The sequence below is a fragment of the Pelorhabdus rhamnosifermentans genome, from assembly GCF_018835585.1.
GTDB lineage: Bacteria > Bacillota > Negativicutes > UMGS1260 > UMGS1260 > Pelorhabdus > Pelorhabdus rhamnosifermentans.
The window spans coordinates 262527-284767 of the sequence record NZ_JAHGVE010000001.1 but is presented as its reverse complement, the minus strand read 5'-3'; the positions used below and the strand labels follow the sequence as shown (position 1 = coordinate 284767).

Below are 22241 nucleotides of genomic sequence, written 5' to 3'. Positions count from 1 at the left end.
TCATGGATTACTCGTTATTGTGCATGATTTCCTGCTATAATAACAATTTGTCCATTTTCGAGTACAATATCCTGAATCGTCGTACCAAAGGGCAGCTTCTTCAAATCAAGCAAGGGAATTTCCGTCAGCATGGTCCCGCCGATATTCCCAACAAGAACATGATTAAGTAAAAAACGGTCTGTCACAAATTTAAGTTTTTGTCCGTCTGACACAATCTTGCCTTCCAGTGTAACAACCACCTTGGCTATCGCCCCAAGAGACAAATTCGTACTCACTGTCACCTTGTCTGGCGTAATCAGGACTTCCGCATTGTGACTGCCCTTGACATTGGCATCTAAAAACCGGGCAAGCTCGGCCTGTGGCACCGTCCCTGTGACAGTGAGATCACGCACAGACTTGAGAACAAACTTTTTTTGCGTCAAAAGGGCGTTCATATCAAGCTGTACATCCTTGAGTACTGCCTGCATACTACTGAGGGTAATCTTATCAATTTTTGCCTGTTCGGCATCCACCGTCACTTGATCAAACTGGCCTGTAAGCATTAGCACAGCCGGCGTCTTATGGACCTCGACAGTCACATTATCACTGTTTGTTAGTTCCTTCAGACTTTGCACAGCATAACGAGACACAAGTCCTGGCAAAAATCCATCTGCAATGATGAACACAACCAGCAGAATGCCAATCAACAAGATTCCCTTTCGTCTCATCTGCTCACCCTCTCTTACTCATTTTTGGCTCCCGCTTGTTTCAAATAGGCTTCAATAAACAAATTAATTTCGCCGTCCATGACAGACTGCACATTGCCTGTTTCTGCACCTGTACGGTGATCTTTTACAAGATTATAAGGATGGAAAACATACGAACGAATCTGACTTCCCCATTCAATGGCTCGATATTCGCCGCCAATTTCATTTTTCAGTTCCTGCTGTTTTTGTTGCTCTAAAACAAATAACTTCGCTCTGAGCAATTTCATACATTGTTCACGATTTTGAATCTGCGAGCGCTCGCTTTGACACTGCGCCACAGTCCCTGTCGGCAAATGAGTCATGCGCACAGCAGAGTCCGTCTTATTAATATGCTGCCCCCCTGCACCACTGGCCCGGTAGGTATCAATACGCAGATCAACGGGATTAATCTCAATCTCCACAGCATCATCAATTTCCGGCATAACATCAGCCGCCACAAAAGACGTGTGACGCCGCGCCGCCGCATCAAAAGGCGAAATTCTCACCAAGCGATGAACACCCTTCTCCGCCTTCAAATAGCCGTAGGCATGAGGCCCCGAAATTAACAGAGTGACGCTTTTTACACCTGCTTCATCACCAGCCAGAAAGTCCATGGTTTCCACTTTATAACCATTCTTTTCGGCCCAGCGCACATACATTCTTAAGAGCATCTGCGCCCAATCCTGCGCTTCTGTACCGCCTGCTCCGGCATGAAGCGTTAAAATAGCATGATTCTCATCATATTCGCCGCTTAACATGAGCGCCAGTTCTAAATGATCAATTTCCTGCTGCATGGCCGACAGTGTGCCTGCCACATCATCATAGACACTTTCATCAGCTTCATCCATGCCAAGCTCCCACAGAATCTTTGTATCAGCCAACTTCTTTGTTAAATCGTCATAGGCCACAACAGAATCTTTGAGGCGAGTCACTTGCTGTGACATCTTTTGCGCACTTGTCGGATCATCCCAAAAACCGGGTGCCATCATTTCTTGTTCTAACCGTTGTATTTCAATTTCCTTGTTATCAACGTCAAAGGGAAACCCTGATTTCCTGTAACTTCTTGCCTGCTCTTTCAATCTCAATCCGTAAATCTTCTAACAACAAAACTCATCTCCCACAACAATTCTTATATTTTTTGCCTGATCCGCAAGGACAAAGATCATTGCGGCCCACCTTATCATGATTCACAATCGGCGATTTCACATGTTCTTCCTCTTCACCATGGGAAGTCCTTGCATCATGCAGCCGATCCGCAGCCTGAGGCTGTTGTGTCATCACATTGACACGGTAAATATATTTTACAATTTCATCTTGAATATGCTCAATCATTTGCTGGAACATATCATAAGCTTCCAGTTTATATTCAATCAAAGGATTCTTCTGACCATAAGCCCGAAGTCCAATCCCCTGACGAAGCATTTCCATGGCATCCAAATGCTCCATCCATTTATCATCGACAACCTTGAGCATAATGACCTTTTCAAGTTCCCGCATCGTTTCTTCGCCAAACAGCGCTTCACGGGCATCATAAGCCTCAGTCGCGGCCTTCACTAAATCTTCCTGAAGTTCAAAGCGACTGAGTTTTGCCAGCTCTTCCGCTTTCAACCGACCCTCAACAGCAAAATATTCCTCACTGTAATTAATTAGACCGGCAAGATCCCACTCTTCCTCATAAACTTTCTCGTTCGCATAGAGATCCATGCCCTGTTCAATGATTTTCTCAATCATCGGGAAAATATGAGGACGCATATTTTCGCCCATCAAGATCTGACGGCGTTGGCTGTAAATGACTTCGCGCTGCTGATTCATGACATCGTCATATTCCAGCACTTGTTTCCGAATATCAAAGTTACGTCCTTCCACCTTTTTCTGAGCCTGTTCAATGGACCGGCTAATTAAAGGGTGCTCAATCGGTTCGTCTTCTTCCATACCCAACTTTTCCATAATCCCGGCAATATTATCGGAGCCAAAGAGACGCATAAGATCATCTTCAAGGGACAGATAGAACCGCGATGAACCAGGATCACCCTGCCGTCCGGCACGTCCACGCAACTGATTATCAATACGACGGCTTTCATGTCGTTCCGTACCGATAATATGAAGACCGCCCACTTCGGCTACGCCCTCACCAAGGACAATATCTGTCCCACGACCAGCCATATTCGTCGCAATAGTAACAGCCCCCATCTGACCGGCTTGCGCCACAATCTGGGCCTCCATCTCATGGAACTTGGCATTCAATACATTATGAGGGACGCCGCGTTTTTTCAGCAAATCACTTAAAGCCTCTGACTGCACAATAGATGTCGTCCCCACAAGCATTGGCTGGCCTTTGCGGTGCGTCTCCACAATATCTTCCACAACAGCTTTATATTTTGCCTTCTTATTTTTATAAATCACATCAGGAAAGTCCGTCCGCATGATCGGTTTGTTCGTTGGCATAATAATGACATCAAGCTGATAAATTTTCCGAAACTCTGCTTCTTCCGTTTTCGCTGTACCTGTCATACCAGACAGTTTTTCGTACATACGGAAATAATTCTGGAAAGTAATGGAGGCCAGCGTCTGGCTTTCCCGTTCAATCTTCACGCCTTCTTTAGCTTCTATGGCCTGATGAAGTCCATCGGAATAACGGCGACCAAACATAAGGCGACCCGTAAACTCATCGACAATCACGACTTCGCCGTCTTTTACAACATAGTCCTTATCGCGTTTCATCAAAAACTGTGCCCTGAGAGCCTGATTAAAATGGTGCGACAATTCGATGTTTTCCGCATCATACAAATTAGTAACGCCTAGCAGTTTTTCAGCCTTGGCAATACCCGCTTCATTCGGTGCCACCGTATGGGCTTTTTCATCAATCGTATAATCTGTCTCAGCCACCATTTTCGGCGCAACTTTAGACAACTTGGCATAAAGCTCCGTTGATTTTTCCCCTGGTCCGGAAATAATCAGCGGTGTCCGCGCCTCATCAATTAAAATACTGTCTACTTCATCGACAATGCCATAATTTAACGGTCGCTGCACCATCTGATCACGCTGTACAACCATATTATCACGAAGATAGTCAAAACCGAACTCATTATTCGTACCATATGTAACATCGGCAGCATAAGCCATTTTGCGTTCAGCAAAATCCAATCCATGCACAATAAGACCTACAGACAGACCAAGAAAACGATAAAGTTTTCCCATCCATTCACTGTCACGGCGAGCCAAGTAGTCATTCACTGTCACGACATGAACGCCCTTGCCTGTCAAGGCATTTAAATACACAGGAAGCGTTGCCACAAGTGTCTTACCTTCACCTGTACGCATCTCAGCAATATTGCCTTCATGAAGAGTCACACCGCCTAACAGCTGCACATCAAAATGACGCATACCCAGAACACGCCGCGAAGCCTCCCGAACAACAGCAAAAGCTTCAGACAAAATATCTTCAAGCGTTTCACCGTCAGCCAAGCGCCCTTGAAACTCCTTCGTCTTCGCCACAAGTTTGACATCACTCATCCCTGTCATCGTCGCTTCAAGTTCATTAATCTCATCTACATAACGCTGCATCCGCTTGATTTCTTTTTCATTATCATCACCAAGTAATTTCTTTAAAAAATTCAACAAGACCTATCAACTCCCTAGTCAGGATACCAAAATTCTATAGCTAAAAAATAGCGGCTCAACAAGCAGCCAGGCTATACCTTTGCCTATTATATGATTTTAACAGACGGTCTATGAAAAGTCAAAAAGTGGTTCATCCGATTCAAAGGTAAAAGCCGGGAGATTTTCCCGGCTTTCCCTAGTATAACATATTTAATTGTAAGTTCAAAACTCGGGTTCGATGAGACCATAATTTCCGTCTCTACGACGATAAATCACATTGACCTCTTCTGATTCGGAATTCATAAAAACATAGAAATCATGATGAATCAGATTCATTTGCATAATTACAGGTCAATTCTTAATCAAAGCATTCATATAAGGCATCGTATTAAAATGATTACTTTCCAAAAATTGAATAACTACCAGCAAATAGTTTTTATTATGTTCAACTTCTTTAGAGTACGACTGAAAAGCTTTCATCACATGATCGGCGGAAAATTTTTCCTTATAAAAAGCGGCCATACCTGTCAACAGTATTTTCATCATAGCAAAATGAACAACAAGCAAAACATAATTATCAAAGATATGCCCTTGCCCCTGAACAGGGAACAACTCCTTAAAGACATAATTAACAAGGTAGTTTTCCATAATATATTCATGTTGTCCCATAAAGGGTTGATAAAATTGTGTAAAAGCTTTTTCATAACGCAAAGCAAGCTGTTCTTCACTATCTCCGGTCGCATAATCCATGCCATTAAAAAAGTCCTTAAAACACTCTACAAATCGCTGACTTTTCACCACGCCTTCCAACCGACATTTAATCAACAAATTAAATAATTCCATTTGAACAATAATGTTCTTGGGAGCCCTTTCCAACTCCTCGCGATAAGCCCCTGTCTGTACGCGATGAGTATAAAGAGTAATAGCTTGCAAAATATCATGACTTTTTCCCTGACTAACCAAGTCCGTCAGATGCTGGCAAAAGAGTCCCAAGATAATCAGTCTTTGCCATAAAAAATAAGAACGATCCTGCAATAATGTAATAATAAATATCCGCATATCCCAGAAATACTTGCTTGGTGATACACAGACAGCATCAGGATTTACTTTATATAACACATGATTTCGTATCGCGCTGTCCTCTTCAGCTTGATCAAATTCCATCAATGCGGAATTTAATAAAACTAACCGTGCCGCCTCTGGACAAGATACAGTTAATGACTTTTCCATTTTTCCACCCACAAGATTTGTCACTCGAGGATAGGTGGTACATGTAATGGAAAGATATTTTTCACCCAGTCTCCGTTGAATGGAACACAATCGTTCCTCATCCAAAAATGGACAGCTACTCTCTTCGTTAAGTCTTACTTTAGCATAATTAAATTCACTGGCATTAGTGCGAACACGAGTAATTTGCTGATGCATTTGGGGCTGTAAAATTTTATCCGAACAATTGCGATATTTTTGATAAGTCTTATGATCAATTGGAACTTGCCACCCCATGCAACAACAATCTTCACATTGTTCACTAATACAGTGAAATTTTTCCATGTAATGAGGTTGTAAAATAGGTCTCATCTTCCCTTGCATCAAGTCACCTCTCCCTTATAATAACACCCAGCTAACAGTTGTGCCCTTTCTAACATTCTTAGCAATATGATTTTAACAGGAGGTCTATGAAAAGTCAAAAAATACCTGTCTAAAGGTAAAAAGCCGGGAATTTTCCCCAGCTTTTCCTAATAACATATTTAATTTTAAGTTAAAACTCCGGTTCAATGAGACCGTAATTTCCGTCCCTACGACGATAAATCACATTGACCTCTTCTGATTCGGAATTCATAAAAACATAGAAATCATGATGAATAAGATTCATTTGCATAATGGCCTCTTCCGCTGCCATGGGTTTCACAGCAAACCGTTTCGTCCGTACAAGTTTAAATTCTTCTTGATCCGTCTCTTTCACATTCGGTACCAAATCACCCCGAAAGGTTCCGGATCTCAGCTTACGAGAAATTTTCGTTTTATATTTTTCTATTTGTTTTTCAATTTTGTCAACAACGAGATCAATGGAAGTGTACATATCATTTGTCGATTCTTCACCCCGTAATAGCATGCCATTAATCGGTACAGTGACCTCCACAATATGATGACCTTTTTCCACTTTGAGGACGGCAGAAATATCACCAATAGCATCAAAATATTTTGTGATTTTACCTACGCGTTTTTCGACATAATCTCGTAAAGCTGGCGTAATTTCGATGTTTTTTCCGCGTACGTTCATTTTCATGAATAACATCCCCTTCTTTCCTGTCTCCTACTAGTATAATTCACCACGCCTTTAATAATTCCTGTATGAATCTTAACAACATTTTAATAAAAAAATAAGAAAAGACCGCTAACACGGTCTTTTCAAACACTAACCAGGCACAGGAATTGTTTTGCTATAAGCGGGAAGCAAGTAGAACAGTGGAGCACTAGCCATACGAATCCCGTGCAGTTTTCATTTCTAAGGTCTACAGAATTTTCGACAAAAATGCGCGAGTCCTTTCTTCCTGGGGATGACCAAAAATCTGTTCAGGCTGACCCTCTTCCACAATTTTTCCGCCATCCATAAAAACAACACGGTCCCCTACTTCTTTGGCAAAACCCATTTCGTGAGTCACAACGACCATGGTCATACCCTCACGAGCCAGATCCCTCATAACATCCAGGACTTCATTAATCATCTCCGGATCAAGAGCCGAAGTCGGTTCATCAAACAGCATGACCTTGGGCCGCATGGCTAGTGCCCGAGCAATGGCTACCCGCTGCTGCTGTCCTCCTGAAAGCTGTTCAGGATAAGCCTCCGCCTTATCAGACAAGCCAACCTTCGTTAATAAAGTCCGCGCCGCCCCTTGGGCAGCAGACTTTGCTAATTTACGAACCTTCATAGGAGCCAGTGTAATATTATCAAGGACCGTCATATGGGGGAACAAGTTAAAGCGCTGAAAAACCATACCGACTTCTTCCCTGACCTTATTAATATTCGCCTCACTTGTCAGCGAAATGCCATCGACCGTAATCAGTCCGTCTGTGGGTTCTTCCAAATAGTTCATACACCGGAGCAGCGTACTCTTTCCAGAACCACTCGGACCAATAATGACAACCACTTCTTTTTCAGCCACCTGAAGATCAATCCCCTTCAGAACCTGAAGATCGCCAAATTGTTTATGAATATTCTCAATGTGGATCATCGATTTTATACCTCCGCTCCAAATAAGCAACAAACCGCGAAATCGTTAGCGTCATAACCAAATAAATGAAAGCCACAGTCAGCCAAATTTCAAACGAACCGTAGGTCCGGGCAATAATCAGCTGTCCCCGCCGCGTCAGTTCTTCAAAACCAATGACAGAAACAAGGGATGAATCCTTGAGCATAGCAATAAATTCGTTGCCAAGCGGTGGAATAATCCGCTTAAAAGCCTGAGGCAAAATCACAAATCGCATGGTCTGCCCCCATGTCATGCCAAGGGAACGACCCGCTTCCATCTGCCCCTTGTCTATGGACTGAATGCCGCCGCGAAAAATCTCCGCCACATAAGCGCCACTATTAATACTGCAAGCTGTAATCGCCGCAATAAAAGGATCAATGCGCTGCCCCACAATCATGGGCAAAGCAAAATAAATAATAAAAATTTGCACAAGCAGGGGTGTGCCACGAATAAAATCCACATAAATCGCGGCAGGCCAAGCAACAAGCTTTGTCTTTGCAAGACGCCCAATCCCCACAAACATGCCAATTAAAAGGCCAAATGTCACACTCATTGTCGTAATTTCAACAGTAATTCCTGCTCCAGCCAAAAGCAGGGGAAATGAATTTACTATTAGTTGAAAATCAAAATTCATAACAAAATCTCCTTACAAGCTCAGGCTTACATGCTGTTTCATTGATAATTATACATAGATTTAGGATAAAAGTGCAAGGAGTTTTTGCATATAAAAAAAGCACCTCCTTGCGGAGGCACTTTAGAAATTATTTTTTCGCACCGAACCATTTTTGATAAATTTTATCATATTCGCCATTTTGCTTTAACGTACTTAAGGCATCATCAATCTTTTTCGCCAGTTCCGTATTCTTCTTAGCCACAGCCAAACCATAATCTTCGGCTTGCAGCAAATCACCCACTATTTTTACTTCATTGCTTGGCGCATGATTGATATAATCCTGATTGACTGGTAAATCATTGATGACCGCTTCTACACCACCGCTTTTTAATTCCATGAAAGCATCAGGCGGTGTATTAAATTCACGAACTTGGGCATTCGCAATCTTCTTAGCAAGATCGGCACTCGAACTGCCAATTTGCACTGCAATCTTTTTACCTTCTAAATCTTTAAAGGAATGAATTGTCTGATTATCGCCCTTCACCAAAATCGATAGACCCGATTTAAAATAAGGCTGCGAAAAAGTCACCTTACTTTTCCGCTCTTCTTTAATCGTCATCCCTGAGGCAATGACATCAATATTATTCGAATCCAAAGCAGGAATAAGTCCATCAAAACCAATATTTTGGAATTGTACTTCCATGCCAAGCTGTTTGCCAATGGCCTTCATTAAATCCACATCGAAGCCTGCATACTCATTACTTTTGTCATCTTGAAATTCGAAAGGTGCAAAAGCAGCATCCATCCCCACTTTCAAAACTTTGGAATTCGCTGACTGACCACCGCACCCGCCTAACATAACAGACACCATCAAGGTTAACCCGAAGGCAATCCACTTCTTACACTTTAACATTTCTTATCCTCCTCATTTATCATTTCATTTACGGTACATTTTCTTTTAATTATACATCAAACGTGCATAAAAAATCAAGAAAAAAGGTCAAAAAAAACCCGACATTCTTGTCGGGTGCTATTCGTTATCATGTTAGGAATCAATGCTTAGCCTCTATGATTGTTAAAACAGTCACGGCAATATACCGGACGATCATTACGCGGCTTAAAAGGTACTTGTGTGACTACGCCACATTCAGCACAAACTACTTCATGCATTTCACGTTGGGGAGCTTGATAATCTCCGCCATCACGATTGCGTTTCCGTGCAATACGACAATCACGGCAACGTGCTGGTTCATTTTCAAAACCTTTTTCTGCATAAAACTCTTGTTCGCCAGCGGTGAAAATAAAATCAGACCCACAATCCTTGCATTTAAGCGTCTTGTCTTCGAAAGCCATTGATGATATCCCCTCACCATATGTTTTTAAAACCATCATGCTTAGCCGACCTGGTCTTTGCCCCCACACTCGCCTGCTGGAAATTTAGCTACTAGGAACTTAATCCCCTCACGACTCTTTCTCTCGGTTCTTTTGCCGGCAGGTCTAACTTCTAAGCCGCACCATGCTCAAAATCATTTTTTGACTCCTTACGTGGATCGTTTTGCCTGCGACTGGCATCGATTTTCAACCACAGACCTAAGCAAAAAGGTTCTTACACTAGATTATAGAATCTTTAACCAGAAATTGCAAGAAAAATAAAACAGCAAAGTAAAAAATTAGTGAAATCTATATCATGCGTTTTACTGCCTTGTCCGATCCTGATACAAATAAAAGTGAGATAAAATGCTCTTAGCACGCCGTAGCCAAGTGTGTCGAGTAGCGACAGCATCATGGGCCGCCATGCCCATTTCAATTTGATATTCTGGATGATCTAACAAAGCGAAAATCTTTTCTGCTAATTCTTCTTTATTATTATGGGAATAAAGCATAAGCTGTTTTTGATCCTCAAAATTTTTCTGATAAAATTCATTTCTATGTACCACTACTGGAATATAATTCAACATAGCTGTCAAAGTTCGCTCATGAGCACCATAAATAAAATTTGCACCTACATCAAGACATATCTCGGCCTGGTGCATTAATTCTATCACAGCCAAACCAGATCTTGCAGAGTAGATAGATAAATCACCAGACTTAGGATGATTTTCCCAGCCATTACCACAAACAGCCACATTCCATTGATTGCTTAACAACCCATCGATGGCATTTTCCCGCCAATATGAACGAATATATTTATCGACATATTCCAAGTACGTCATAGAAAGATCTACTAACACAGTTTCATCCAAAATATTTTTCTCAGACAGAACATACTCTGTTATTTCGATCAGCGATCGACCTTCATGACAGATCCCATGGTCAATAATATCCCTCAACAGGTTTTTTATTTCCGTAGGCATAGCTTGAATTTCATTCGTAATTCCCTCTAAGCTAGAATAAGTACCAGAGAGCAGTATCTGATGCTTTTTCTGCTGCCCATCAGGAATAGCAGGCAATGAATGTGAACATTCAATCGCTCCGTGGGGCAAAAAAAATGGTGATTGAATTTCCGGTAAGAAGCGCTGTAAAAAGGGTAACATACCGCGATCTACCACACCAACTAAGAGATGTTGTATTCCTGCTTGCAATCGTGATAAATGATGAATCGGATGATCAACAAGAATAGAAATCAAAGGAATATTTAAGGCATCAAACAACCATTCGCAATTATTCACCTTCAATAATCCCGTCAGATTGAAGCTGATAAAAAAATCAACTTTTTTCTCTAATAATTGTAAAAGTTGAGATTCCATATCGGCATCCAATATATTGAGTACATGCGTTTCAATGTTGCAAAGATTAAAAGCTACAGCCAGTTGATCAATAAAAATTCCTAATACGTCATATTGCGACTGACCGCGCAAAAGGATAATTCGCAAAATAACTTCCTCCCATAAAATAAATTAATTTCGTATAAACAAAAAAACCCGACAAATAGTCGGGTAGTATTTCTCTATCATCATATCAGCAATAAATCCTTAGCCTCTATTGTTAGCAGCTTAAAAGATACTTGTGTGACTACTCCACATTCTTATATTTAATCATAGAATTTTTCCTGTGGAATTGCAAGAAAAATAAAACATCAAAGTAAAAAATTAGTGAAAACAATTCGGAGAAATTATTTTATTTTCAAGTAACTTATCTACAATAGGATATAATTCAGAAACAGGCACACCAATAAGCTGGCTAATATCCATTAAATCATTTGTTCCATCAGCATAAGCAAGGAAATTCATCATATGATACACACCGCCGTAAGATCCTTTGGCACTCAATGTTGGGTATAAGCCTCTTTTACCAAGCTGCGGCTCGCCCAAACAATTCACTTGATATCGCTCATTGCGCTCCAATAATTCGATACAATCCCTAAGTAATTCAAAGCTATCCTGCAAAGCCTGAGGAGTTACAAAGCTCAGATTATCCAATGAAGTATGATACTCCGGATAGTTTCCATATTTACTCCGCATAACACAAACAACAGGTAAATCAACGCCTGGAGCGCAATATTGCCGTTCATCACTACCACGATGCAAATAGGTATAACGAACAAATTCAGGAGCTTTCACCTGCAAAACATGCAAAGCTACCTTATCAGCCAGCGTTTTTCCATAGCGAGAGGGCACAAAGGAATAAGCACGTTCATCGCCAACACAAGTCACATTAAAGCCCGCAACAATATTTCGCTTCATTGCCTCGATATTGCGGCTCAGATACGTCAGCGAACCAATCGTCTCAGGGATAAAGATAATGCGATAGGTATATTTTCTTGGTGCACTTGCCAGCCATTTTGCCAAATTCGTTGTAACAACCGGTCCCGATAACTCATTATTAGCCATAGAAGGATGACACAGATAAGTGGACAAAAATATTTCCTGCTCAGTACGACCAGGAATAATCAACTCACCATAAGTTAAAGAACCTTGTTTTAATTCACTATCAATATACACATGATATTTTCCAGAAACCAACTGATCCCGCTGCTGCTGAGTAAGGCAAAATCCCCAACGTTCATTATAGTAAGAGGTAACATAAGGGATGGCATCTGGCTGATGTTCAAGCGAATATAAATGCGATTGTAATTCTTCCAAATCAATCACTTTATCCACGGATACCGAATAGCCAACAATATGCAAATTATTTTTTTTGAAATCAATAATTTTATGACCTGCTTCATCCTCAATATAGGCATTACGAATATTCCATTCTTTAGGAACCGTCCAATCAAACACCTTCGTACCGCTTGGCACCTCGTGCATACCAACCGGTATCTGTTGCTGAATAAGCTTCAAGGATTCACGAAACCCATTTCCCGTGATACTGCGACAAATAGGAAAAAGTTTTTCCAGCAATTCATACATCGTCTTACCCTGCTCTGTTTCCTGTTGCATGTAACCCCCCCTTAATCTGCCAAAGCTTGCAAAGACTGCCGCGAATTGGGACTTAATAAGAAATAACGATCCTGTTCAAGCCATTCCATCCCCGCATCAAATAGTTCCTGTGCATTCACAACAAGAATAGTGCCCTCGCCCAGTTTCACAGAACGCATAATGCCGTTTTTCAACAAATACTTCTCCATGCGCTGTGTATCTAGTTCTACCACCCGGTCTAAATAACGCACCAAAAAGGTTGCTGTAGCCGAATGAGTCCTTCCGTTTTCATGAATTTTTCCTTCAAATGTTTTCAAATATCGATAAGATACACCAAATGATTGTTCCACATAATGCAAAAAGGTACTTGATGAGCGAAAACTAGAACCAAAAATTACAATTTTGCCCTTTAGATCGCGTAACTTGCCAAATATCGAATTTTGACCAAAAGAGTCATTATCTATTTGCAATAAAAGCTCTTGCTTGGCACCCCGAATCGCGGCTGAAAAGATCGGATGACGAGTCCGAACCACACCCGGCTGTTTGCGGAAAAATTCCGTTAACACTCCCACTGTCGACTTCGTTGCAGCTAAATCATAAACTTCATCTTTACAAAAACTATAGCTAAAAGTTGGCATGATCAAAGTACCTGTGTCACCCACTGCTTCAGACATGCAATCTACTAACGAACCAAGCAACATGTCCCGATCAAAATTCGCCATTTTTCCAAAAGCACTAATATCAGAATGAACAAAAATAACATCGCCCGCACAAATACCAATTTCCGCCAACGCTGCTTTGACATCCAGCGTAGTTAAAACACCCTGTGAGGTTTTATATAACGGCCGTTCAACCATCCCCAAGATTCCCCCAATTACATAATCTGTCTGATTAGCTTTCTACTAAACGTGCATAATGCACTCGTTCAGGACAATTTTTAAGGTCAAGTACATACGTTTTATTTCCTGCTTCATCCTGATCGATAAGCTCATAACCCAACCGATCAAAAAGACCTTCCACAGGCTTATTTTTGGTTGTTGGATAATAATAAGTAATCAATTGGGAAAATCCAGCTTGCTTCATTTGCTGCTCAATATAATCCAACAGCTGATCTTCAATCCTACGCCCCATAACGCGACAACTCATGACGAAATTCTCCAATTTCACCTTGTCAGCCTCTTTTTTAAGGACAAGCACAGCTACTTTTCCACTGTCACCATAACAATCTTTGACAGATACAACATATACGCTATAGGCTGGTGATTTCAGAAAATAAATCAATTCTTCTTCCAAGTAACGTTTCGTTGTCAAATTAAATTGATTCGTTTTCTGAGTCAATTGACTAACCCGTTCGACATCTTCCACACGCACAGGCCAAATTGAAATCACTGTAGCAAGGGATTGTAAATAATCTCCCATGTCAACAGCATGTTTTAGCGCTTCCGCCCGCTGATGATTCTGCTGATATAAAACTGTTTTACTCCGATCTTCCTCGCTAAGCTCCAAAGCAAAAAAGTAATCCTCCCACAGTTTTACACCGAAATTTTCCAATTGAGTCGTATCTTGAGGAAAATCAGGTACCGAGACTTCAGGTAACAATTGTTTTATTGCGTCCCGTTCTACGGGGTTATCATCAACAAATACAATGGAATCTAATCCAATATTCAATTCCTGAGCAATGGACTGGATATTATCCACCTTATCCTGCCAATTCACCTTAATTACAGCAAAATCATTTTCATGAAGCACCATACTTTTATGCTGCTCAAAGACTTCACATACATCCGTCCAATTATTTTTCGATACCAATCCTAAAATAATGCCAGTTTCTTTAATTTCCTTAATTTTTTGCTGAAAATCTTTAAAGCGAGCGCCTTCTTTAAAATCAGACAGTTCAATCCCCTTGGGCCCCAGTTCACCAACCACTCCGCCCCAGAGAGTATTATCCAAATCAAGCAAAAGACATTTTTTTCTCGCGCCGTTCTTTATTGACGCGATCTGCTCGATTTTACCGGCAATCAGCGAATCGCCTGTGCCCGAATATTTAATTCCGCCTAAGTACCAAAGTTTGGGTGAATAAAATTTTTCCCGTCCTACTTGACAGACCAATTCTTTTAGCCGAAAAACATATAAATTAGAATACTTTTGACTTAATTGGACCAGCATTGTATTCCAGGCAAGTTCAGCCTGTGAAGCTACAGACCGAACTCCATAAGGAGAAATATTCCTTTCAGGATAGTCCAGATCAGAAATAAAAAATTTAATATGTGGTTTATTTTGCAAAATTTGTTCAAAATAAACTTGCAGCCGCTGAATTTCTGTCAGACATTCTTCAACAGACGGCTCTATACCAAACAATTCCCGTGCATCAAGCAATACAAATACCAAAGTAGGTTCAAAGTGGTATAATTGTGAGCTTTCATTTAACAATTCCTGAATCCAAACTCCATAGCCTGCCGGTGAAAAAACAGCCATTCCCGTTGTAAACTTTTTTGTCAGAAGATCCACATTAACATTCGATAAAATCGCAATGTTCACCCTGCTTCACTCCTTTATGTATTTCGCAAAATCACCAATTGTTGTTAACTGAGCAATCACTTCAAAAGGAATAGAAACGGAAAAAGCCTCCTCGATTTCAGCTATGACTTGTAAGTGAGCCAGGGAATCCCAATTTTCCAGCTCATTTTTGCTTGTTTCCAATGACAAGTTCTCTTCTGGAACCTTCATCACCCGGCTAAAGATAGCGAATAATTTTTTCAATGTGGCCCCTCCTCTAAAATAAATTCCACGCCACAGGCGTTCCTTTGGTAACCGAATTTTTTACCCGTTTACCAAGCACAACTTCATAATATTTGGGGCTTAATCCCATTCCCGGACGAATAGCCCGCACATTTTCCGCCGTTAAAACATCTCCGGCCTGAAGATCCTCCACAATATATAGCGAACGGCGATGTTTTAACGAAGGCCTTTCCGCTTCTGTCGGACCATACTGAATTTGTCCTAGTGCCTGCCAGGCCCCCTGGCTTTCTTTGACTAGAGCCTCGAGTTCAGCAGGCTCCATCGAAAAGGCAGAATCCACTCCACCTTCAGCACGTGACAGCGTAAAATGCTTTTCAATCACAACGGCCCCCAAAGCCACTGCCGCCAATGAAACGCCCATTCCCAATGTATGATCGGAAATACCAACCGGACATTGAAACAAATCTGACATATGCGGCAAAGTCATAAGATGGGAATTTTCCGGTGAAGCCGGATAGGTGCTGGTACATTTAAGCAACACTAGATCTGTACAGCCCGCCGCCCTCGCTGCTGTTACGGATTCATCAATTTCGGCAATTGTCGCCATACCCGTCGACATAATCATGGGTTTACCTGTCGCCGCAACTTTACGGATTAAAGGGAGATCCGTCAATTCAAAAGAAGCAATTTTATAAGCCGGTACAGCCAGAGATTCCAGAAAATCCACCGCCGAATCATCAAAAGGAGTACTAAACCCCAGAATTCCATGCTCACGACAACGGTCAAAGATAGGCTTGTGCCACTCCCATGGCGTATAGGCCTGTTGATATAGCTTGTACAACGAACTCCCCTGCCATAAGCTGTTCGCATCATCAATATGGAATTCCTTATCATCAATATCCAGCGTCATCGTATCCGCCGTATACGTTTGTAACTTGAGTGCCTGAACTCCTGCTGCTGCAGCGGCATCGACAAGACTTAATGCCCGCTCCAGCGATTGGTTATGATTGCCGGACATTTCAGCGATAACAAAGGGTCGCTCATTTTTGCCAAGGGAAAATTGTTTCATTTGAATTGGATGCATCATCTAGCCTCCCTATTACAGCCTTAACAGGCTTATTGATACGATATTTTAGATAGATCTTGCAATAACTCCTCTGTCAATTCATCTAAAGACTGAATTTGAATGTGTGCTTCAAACTCGCCCGGCTTCACAATACTTTTAAAGTGCCCACGCATCATGCGAACCGTTTTAAATCCCAATGCCTTGATACCGACAAAATCCTTGTAAGGGTTGTCCCCAATATAAACAACCTCTGACGGTACAACTTTTTCCCGTTCACAAATCTTCAGAAAGCAGTGCGGTGACGGCTTGGCATGTTGTACACCATAACGATGGGTAATGAAACAGAACTTAACAGTATTATAAAGTCCCAGAGCTACTAATTTATTTTTCTGCACAAGTTTATTTCCGTCTGTAACAATATACACCGAATCCTTCTTCAACCGTTCCATACACCTGATGGCGTCAGCATACAACTCAATTTTCGGATGATGCCCCCGATATACGCCAAGGCACTGCAAAACAACACGTTTAGAGTAAACTCCAAAAGGCAGCAGCGTATCATCAAAGATTCGACCCCTACCGTGTTTTAAGCGGTCAATCATCAATGAATAACTATCATTCTCAGGGATCGCATAAGTTTCAAGCAGAAATCGGGCTACAGCCCGAAATCCACTATAGACAAAGGTTTTTTCATCATATAATGTATCATCCAAATCAAAAACAAATATCATTCGGCTCATCCTTCAGCGTATACAGCCTGATCATACCGAAGCATAAGAAAATTCTTTTTATACTGCCCGATACAAGGCTGCACCTTTTGTCCCTGGGCCAACTGATACAACATATAAGGATAATCCACACCCGCTTGAATCGAGAGAGGCACACCACCACCAAACCGCGGATTAATCTCGATCCAGTAAATCTCACTTCCCGTATCCATACACTGCAACGTCAACGGACCCATGGCACCCAGTTTTTCAACAATCGCAACTGCCTGCTCAATAATATCCGGGCGATCCACTGTCTTCCCTTTACTCACCTCACCTGAACGTACTTCCAGCCGTTCACGAGGCACTACGGCCAACACCTGTCCGTCAAAATCAGCCAGCACATCCACCGTATATTCTGTTCCGCTAATAAACTGCTGAACGATCATATTATGATCATACCTTAAAGCACTCTCTAATTCCATAGGACAGACAACCTTTTTTGCTCCCTGTGATCCCATACCTGAACAAGGCTTTACAAACATAGGAAAAGAAATGTCTTCAGATAAGGCACTTGCTAATAAAGTCTTCGGTGTCTTTACTCCACTCTCAACAAAGAACTTGTAAGTATTAAACTTATCATTGCAGATTTCCAGGGCATTTTGATTAGAAAGCAATACAAAGGTACCGACATTAAAAAATGCTTGCCGATGCTTATCAAGAGCAGAAAATTCAGGTTCAAATAATGGAACAAGCATGTCTACCTGCTGCGCATGACAAATTTCCAGCAATGCTTCAATATACCCCGCCTCATTCACCCATGATACAGGAAAAACTTGGTTCACAAAGTACCCCGCCGATGCCAGCAATGGATTGGCATCGGCTCCTAATGCTTTTACGTCAATACCTTTTCTTTTTAAAGACTCCTGAAAAGCTTTTATTAGCTCCACTCGCCTACCGATTGCTGTAAAGAGTATGGTAAACATACCCTCAAACTCCACCGCAACGTGTCTTCTTAAAGCGTGCACTATGCTGTAATTCTTGAACCACTTTAATTCTAACGGGAACTTTAAAAGATTCCAACTTATCCTTACACACATTTTTAATACGGTAAATCACTTGCTTTTTATCCTCTTCTTTAGCTAACCTAACTTTAGCACAAACGAAGTTACCTGTTATAGGATTTCGCTCTCCGTACACAGTCACTTCAGCAATATTATCAATCATTTGGATAACACTCTCGACTTCCGCCGGATAAACCTTTTGCCCACCCACATTAATAATCTCAGATATTCTGCCTAAGATTTTAATATACTCGCCATCTTGTTCTACAACATCGCCAGTCTTAAACCAACCATCTTCAGTAAATGGGCTAGGTGCATTTAAATACCCCATCATGGCAGAACGGGACTTGATCTCCAACATATCATTGACAATGCGGGTTTCGAACCCTTCCCCGCCAACCTTCACCCATAAAGAATCGGAACTCTTTGATTTAGAGCGTAAAATCCCAACTTCGGATAACCCGTATGTTTGCAAAAGTTTAATACTAGGAAACAGTTCGTGTAATCGCCTAAGAGTGCTTTCCGGCATTGGCTCAGTACCGTAACTAATAATTTTTAAACTACTTAAATCATATCGTTTATAAGCCTCACTTAATAAAATCATATTAATAAACGTCGGTGAAGTCGGCAACAATTCAATCTTATGTTTTTCAATTTCTGCCAACACTGTACCAGGATTGCGATCTTTTAAAGTATATATGCAGCCAGTATTAGACAATGTATGCAACATAGTATTTACGCCGCCAATATGATCATACAATAAAAAAGTAATCGTTTTGAGCGATGGACGTGGTGTTTGATACTTTTCGAGCATTCCCGTTATATTATGGACTGCAGCTTTACTTTTTCCTGTAGAGCCAGAAGAAAACAAAATCAGACCAGGACATTTTTTTATTTTCAGTTCTTGAAGCATTGGATGACTTGCTTGATTTTCTAAACGTGCTATTTTTGCTTCATCACTTTCATTAAGGGAAATAAGACATTCCACTTGCGCCGTTTCCAAAAATTCATCTTTTTTATGTAATACCGATTCTGTAAGAGGAACCACGATACACTGATGATCGATTAATGCTAAAAATAAAGCAACCGAATTTGGCGAAAAATCACCATATACAGCTACAACGGAACTTAATTCGATTTCTTCATTTGCAATCATCTGTTTCCAATAGTTAACACGTTGGAACAACCATTGGTAATCAAAGAATTTTTCATGCCAAACCATAAATTTTTTTGTTCGTTGTTGCTCGAATCGTTCCATTAAAAAATTAATATACATGTTATATCCCCCCAAGATAAATTATCTGCCCAGTAACAAAGTTACTCTCTGGGCGTAAGAAGAAATCTATAACATTGACTACATCTTGAAACTCACCGAATCTTTTTATCGCCTGCTGTGCGACCAACCGCTCAATTTTGTCTTTTGGAACAGAACGTATCAGATCCGTTTTGATGGGAGTGGGACCCACGGCATTCACTGTAATTCCAAGTTCAGCTAATTCCTTGGCAAGTATTTGTGTCATCGTAACAACACCAGCTTTAGATGAAGCGTAAATCGCCTCTCCTTCCAACTTTAATGGTACAGCTACAGTAGAAAAATTAACAATGCGCCCCTGTTTTTGTTTTTGCATCAATTTACTTGCTTCTCTCGTCACCAAAAAAGTACCAATTAGATTCGTTTCCAAGACATTACGCACTGTATCCACTGGAGTCAGCATAAAGTGATTCATCGAAGCAATGCCAGCATTATTGATCAAGTGATCCAATTTCCCATATTTTTTACGAATGGCAGAAAACATCTTTTTTACACCAATTTCATCATTTACGGCAACCTCAAAATGCTCATAATTCTCCAGCGACCACTCTGGCCTATGTCGGCTACAGCCAATAACCTGATGACCTAATGACACATAGTACTCGGCTAGATATTTACCAATTCCTCTGCTCGTACCTGTAATCAGTGTAACAGAACTAGCCATCACTCATCACGCTCTTGTATCAACTTTTGAATAAATTTCGTTAAAGTTCCGATGGTCAAAAATGGACTCGTCGTCTGAGACATTGCTTTCTCGCTAACGATTTCTAAGGTAACATCCATCTGATCTTCTAACTCCTGTTCCACATCCACAATAAAATGTACTAAACCTAAAGAATCCAATGTTCCACCTAGTCCATATAGCGGAGCATCCATTCCTTTTTCTACAGAAATTCGCTGCTCTTCATTTTGCTCATTATAGTCAGCCAATACTTTTATGATCAAATCGTATATTTGTTGTTCCATGACCCCTACCTCCAACTCTCCATTTATTATCTTAGTCATCTAAACAATATTTTTTCCAATTGAGGCTTTTTACTTAACCAATCTTCATTGAAAATTGCCAACACCCTTATATCGTTATAAGCACCATTTTTAAGAATATGTTTTGAGAGATAACCCTCTTCTCTAAAGCCAAATTTTTTATGCATAGCAATCGTATGTTGGTTAAATGTAAAGACCTCACAACTTACTTTTCTAATAGCTTTTTCCAAAAAAATATAGTCAAGAGCAAAGAACTCCATATAGGCTCCCAAACCAGGTAATACTTTGTCCTCACCTATATAGCATCCATAAACACATTTATTGCTGCTCTGATCTATTTCCGTAAAATTCACTAATCCCACAGGACGAGAACGAAATTCAAATATCTGAAAAACACTTTCCTCTCTTTGTTTCATTCTCGCAAACCAGGCCTGATGTTCTCCCATAGTAATAATATGATCGTTATACATGTTAGCCCGTATATGATCTGAATTACGCCAGTTAAGTACAATTTCCAAATCCGTTTCTGCCATGGATCTTAGCTGATAATCTTCACGTTTTGGCATTATTTCACCTCCAATTCACTTACTCCGTATAAGATAACAATACTGGTCGCAACTCACGCCAAGTAAATTTAACTTCATTTACTGGTATCATACTATATTTACCTAGTATACTTGAGTTATGATTTGCATCCATATACATAGGGAAAAGCATACTTGCCCGTCTAAAATATTCTTTAGCTTGACTATATTCTCCTTGTATCCCTAAAACTGCACCTAAATTATTCAAGGCAGCACCATGCTGTGGGTTATAGTGGATTGTAGAAAGCAATGACTGCTTTGCCTTATCCCAACTGTGGTAGTATAAATGATATAAACTATCAAGAAAATAGCCACTAGCCAATGAAGGATGTTGATCAATCAATGTACTAACAAAAACATATCCCTCTTGCCATTTATCTAGCCTATAAAGAAGCTCTATAAAATCTGCTTGATTCACTTCCCATGATAGCTTCCGCTGATGAATTGCTCGCTCAATAAAGGAAACATCATAGCGTTTCAGAATACCCTTCGCGCCATCAAGCATATTGGCCAATTTCCCAGATGCATTTCCATCATGTCTTCGCACACATACAAGTGGTTCATCGACATAACCAAATCCGCCAACTTGTGCCAGTTTAAGCCATAGATCCCAATCTTCAGAATACTTCAAGGCTGTGTTAAACGCTCCAACGCGAAGTACTACGTCCTTATTTACCAGAACACCTGATGTGGAAATAATATGATTTCTAACTAATTCATATCCTAGTATTTCTTCAGGTTGAACCTGTTTCCAATTAAGAAGCCCTAATGATTTTCCAGCCTCCGTAACCTGTCTATAGGCGCTATGCACAAGTACAACCGGCGTTTTCCATACACTTTGTAGTTCATAAACGCGGCGACACTCCTTTTCTACAAGCGCTGGTTCTGCAATATCATCAGCATCCATAAATAATACCCATTCTGATTGCGCTAATTCAATTCCCTTATTTCTTGCAGCAGAAACTCCACTATTTTCTTCTTGTTTATATACCTTGATTGACACTGGATTATTTTTAGCAAGCTCCATTGCTACAGAATAAGTTTCATCATTACTACAATCCTCAATAATAATGATTTCATAGGGAAGAATCGTTTGCTTCAAAATACTGTTAACTGCTTGTTCCAAATATTTTGCAACATTATAAGCAGGGATTACAACTGAAATCATTATGTTTTTATCACATAAATTCATAGTTATTCTCCATATTCATTAGTCTTCATTTGACATTTTAAAA

Annotated in this window: 22 protein-coding genes and 1 pseudogene; all 23 read right to left on the bottom strand. The window is 40.7% G+C overall.

Annotation, left to right across the window (positions count from 1 at the left end; all coding sequences use genetic code 11):
- Positions 1 to 14 precede the first annotated feature (14 nt).
- The 23 genes and pseudogenes from Ga0466249_RS01420 to Ga0466249_RS01310 all read right to left on the bottom strand — a co-directional run bounded on the left by Ga0466249_RS01420 (position 15) and on the right by Ga0466249_RS01310 (position 22198).
- Entirely contained in the window at positions 15 to 707 is a 693-nt protein-coding gene (locus tag Ga0466249_RS01420) for an LmeA family phospholipid-binding protein (RefSeq protein WP_215827651.1), read from the bottom strand.
- A gap of 14 nt (positions 708 to 721) precedes the next feature.
- A protein-coding gene (gene prfB / locus Ga0466249_RS01415; protein WP_215827650.1) for a peptide chain release factor 2 occupies positions 722 to 1832 on the bottom strand; the annotation gives its coding sequence in 2 pieces (ribosomal slippage) (positions 722 to 1759 and positions 1761 to 1832; 1110 coding nt in all).
- A 3-nt stretch (positions 1833 to 1835) separates the two neighbouring features.
- A complete protein-coding gene (secA, locus tag Ga0466249_RS01410; RefSeq protein ID WP_215827649.1) occupies positions 1836 to 4346 on the bottom strand; it encodes a preprotein translocase subunit SecA in 2511 nt (836 codons plus the stop codon).
- A gap of 201 nt (positions 4347 to 4547) precedes the next feature.
- A pseudogene (locus tag Ga0466249_RS01405) lies at positions 4548 to 4670 on the bottom strand (sigma 54 modulation/S30EA ribosomal C-terminal domain-containing protein); the annotation flags it as partial.
- Positions 4671 to 4676: 6 nt separating this feature from the next.
- The gene (gene fliB / locus Ga0466249_RS01400; RefSeq protein ID WP_215827648.1) at positions 4677 to 5915 is read right to left on the bottom strand and encodes a flagellin lysine-N-methylase; all 1239 of its coding nucleotides are present in this window, start codon (positions 5913 to 5915) and stop codon (positions 4677 to 4679) included.
- A gap of 169 nt (positions 5916 to 6084) precedes the next feature.
- Positions 6085 to 6612: a ribosome hibernation-promoting factor, HPF/YfiA family gene (gene hpf, locus Ga0466249_RS01395; RefSeq protein WP_215827647.1), complete on the bottom strand. Its 528-nt coding sequence runs from the start codon at positions 6610 to 6612 to the stop codon at positions 6085 to 6087.
- 226 nt (positions 6613 to 6838) lie between these two features.
- Positions 6839 to 7558: an amino acid ABC transporter ATP-binding protein gene (locus Ga0466249_RS01390; RefSeq protein ID WP_215827646.1), complete on the bottom strand. Its 720-nt coding sequence runs from the start codon at positions 7556 to 7558 to the stop codon at positions 6839 to 6841.
- Complete coding sequence (locus Ga0466249_RS01385) at positions 7545 to 8210, bottom strand: amino acid ABC transporter permease (RefSeq protein WP_215827645.1); 666 nt, start codon at positions 8208 to 8210, stop codon at positions 7545 to 7547. The genes Ga0466249_RS01390 and Ga0466249_RS01385 overlap by 14 nt, the downstream gene beginning before the upstream one ends.
- 127 nt (positions 8211 to 8337) lie before the next feature.
- Positions 8338 to 9102, bottom strand: coding sequence for a basic amino acid ABC transporter substrate-binding protein (locus Ga0466249_RS01380; RefSeq protein WP_215827644.1), 765 nt, complete (start codon positions 9100 to 9102; stop codon positions 8338 to 8340).
- A gap of 146 nt (positions 9103 to 9248) precedes the next feature.
- Complete coding sequence (locus Ga0466249_RS01375) at positions 9249 to 9542, bottom strand: zinc-ribbon domain containing protein (protein WP_215827643.1); 294 nt, start codon at positions 9540 to 9542, stop codon at positions 9249 to 9251.
- A gap of 341 nt (positions 9543 to 9883) precedes the next feature.
- Positions 9884 to 11062 carry a glycosyltransferase gene (locus Ga0466249_RS01370; RefSeq protein ID WP_215827642.1) on the bottom strand — a complete coding sequence of 393 codons (1179 nt, stop codon included), beginning with the start codon at positions 11060 to 11062 and terminating at the stop codon, positions 9884 to 9886.
- Between the two features lie 216 nt (positions 11063 to 11278).
- Positions 11279 to 12571, bottom strand: a complete 1293-nt coding sequence (locus Ga0466249_RS01365; protein WP_215827641.1) for a DUF4910 domain-containing protein — start codon at positions 12569 to 12571, stop codon at positions 11279 to 11281.
- An 11-nt stretch (positions 12572 to 12582) separates the two neighbouring features.
- The gene (locus Ga0466249_RS01360; protein ID WP_215827640.1) at positions 12583 to 13407 is read right to left on the bottom strand and encodes an AAC(3) family N-acetyltransferase; all 825 of its coding nucleotides are present in this window, start codon (positions 13405 to 13407) and stop codon (positions 12583 to 12585) included.
- 34 nt (positions 13408 to 13441) lie between these two features.
- Positions 13442 to 15088, bottom strand: coding sequence for an HAD-IIIC family phosphatase (locus tag Ga0466249_RS01355; RefSeq protein WP_215827639.1), 1647 nt, complete (start codon positions 15086 to 15088; stop codon positions 13442 to 13444).
- 6 nt (positions 15089 to 15094) lie between these two features.
- Positions 15095 to 15310, bottom strand: a complete 216-nt coding sequence (locus tag Ga0466249_RS01350) for an acyl carrier protein (protein WP_215827638.1) — start codon at positions 15308 to 15310, stop codon at positions 15095 to 15097.
- 13 nt (positions 15311 to 15323) lie between these two features.
- Positions 15324 to 16373: a pseudaminic acid synthase gene (pseI, locus tag Ga0466249_RS01345; protein WP_215827983.1), complete on the bottom strand. Its 1050-nt coding sequence runs from the start codon at positions 16371 to 16373 to the stop codon at positions 15324 to 15326.
- 32 nt (positions 16374 to 16405) lie between these two features.
- Positions 16406 to 17086: an HAD family hydrolase gene (locus tag Ga0466249_RS01340; protein ID WP_215827637.1), complete on the bottom strand. Its 681-nt coding sequence runs from the start codon at positions 17084 to 17086 to the stop codon at positions 16406 to 16408.
- Positions 17087 to 17091: 5 nt separating this feature from the next.
- Positions 17092 to 18048 (bottom strand): ATP-grasp domain-containing protein, encoded by a 957-nt coding sequence (locus tag Ga0466249_RS01335; RefSeq protein ID WP_215827636.1) that lies wholly within the window; start codon positions 18046 to 18048, stop codon positions 17092 to 17094.
- Positions 18049 to 18052: 4 nt separating this feature from the next.
- Positions 18053 to 19402: an ANL family adenylate-forming protein gene (locus Ga0466249_RS01330; RefSeq protein ID WP_215827635.1), complete on the bottom strand. Its 1350-nt coding sequence runs from the start codon at positions 19400 to 19402 to the stop codon at positions 18053 to 18055.
- A gap of 1 nt (position 19403) precedes the next feature.
- Positions 19404 to 20102: an SDR family NAD(P)-dependent oxidoreductase gene (locus Ga0466249_RS01325; protein ID WP_215827982.1), complete on the bottom strand. Its 699-nt coding sequence runs from the start codon at positions 20100 to 20102 to the stop codon at positions 19404 to 19406.
- Positions 20102 to 20404: an acyl carrier protein gene (locus Ga0466249_RS01320; RefSeq protein WP_215827634.1), complete on the bottom strand. Its 303-nt coding sequence runs from the start codon at positions 20402 to 20404 to the stop codon at positions 20102 to 20104. Before Ga0466249_RS01320 ends, Ga0466249_RS01325 begins: the two co-directional genes overlap by 1 nt.
- A 35-nt stretch (positions 20405 to 20439) precedes the next feature.
- Complete coding sequence (pseH, locus tag Ga0466249_RS01315) at positions 20440 to 20988, bottom strand: UDP-4-amino-4,6-dideoxy-N-acetyl-beta-L-altrosamine N-acetyltransferase (RefSeq protein WP_215827633.1); 549 nt, start codon at positions 20986 to 20988, stop codon at positions 20440 to 20442.
- A gap of 19 nt (positions 20989 to 21007) precedes the next feature.
- Complete coding sequence (locus tag Ga0466249_RS01310) at positions 21008 to 22198, bottom strand: glycosyltransferase family 2 protein (RefSeq protein WP_215827632.1); 1191 nt, start codon at positions 22196 to 22198, stop codon at positions 21008 to 21010.
- Positions 22199 to 22241 lie beyond the last annotated feature (43 nt).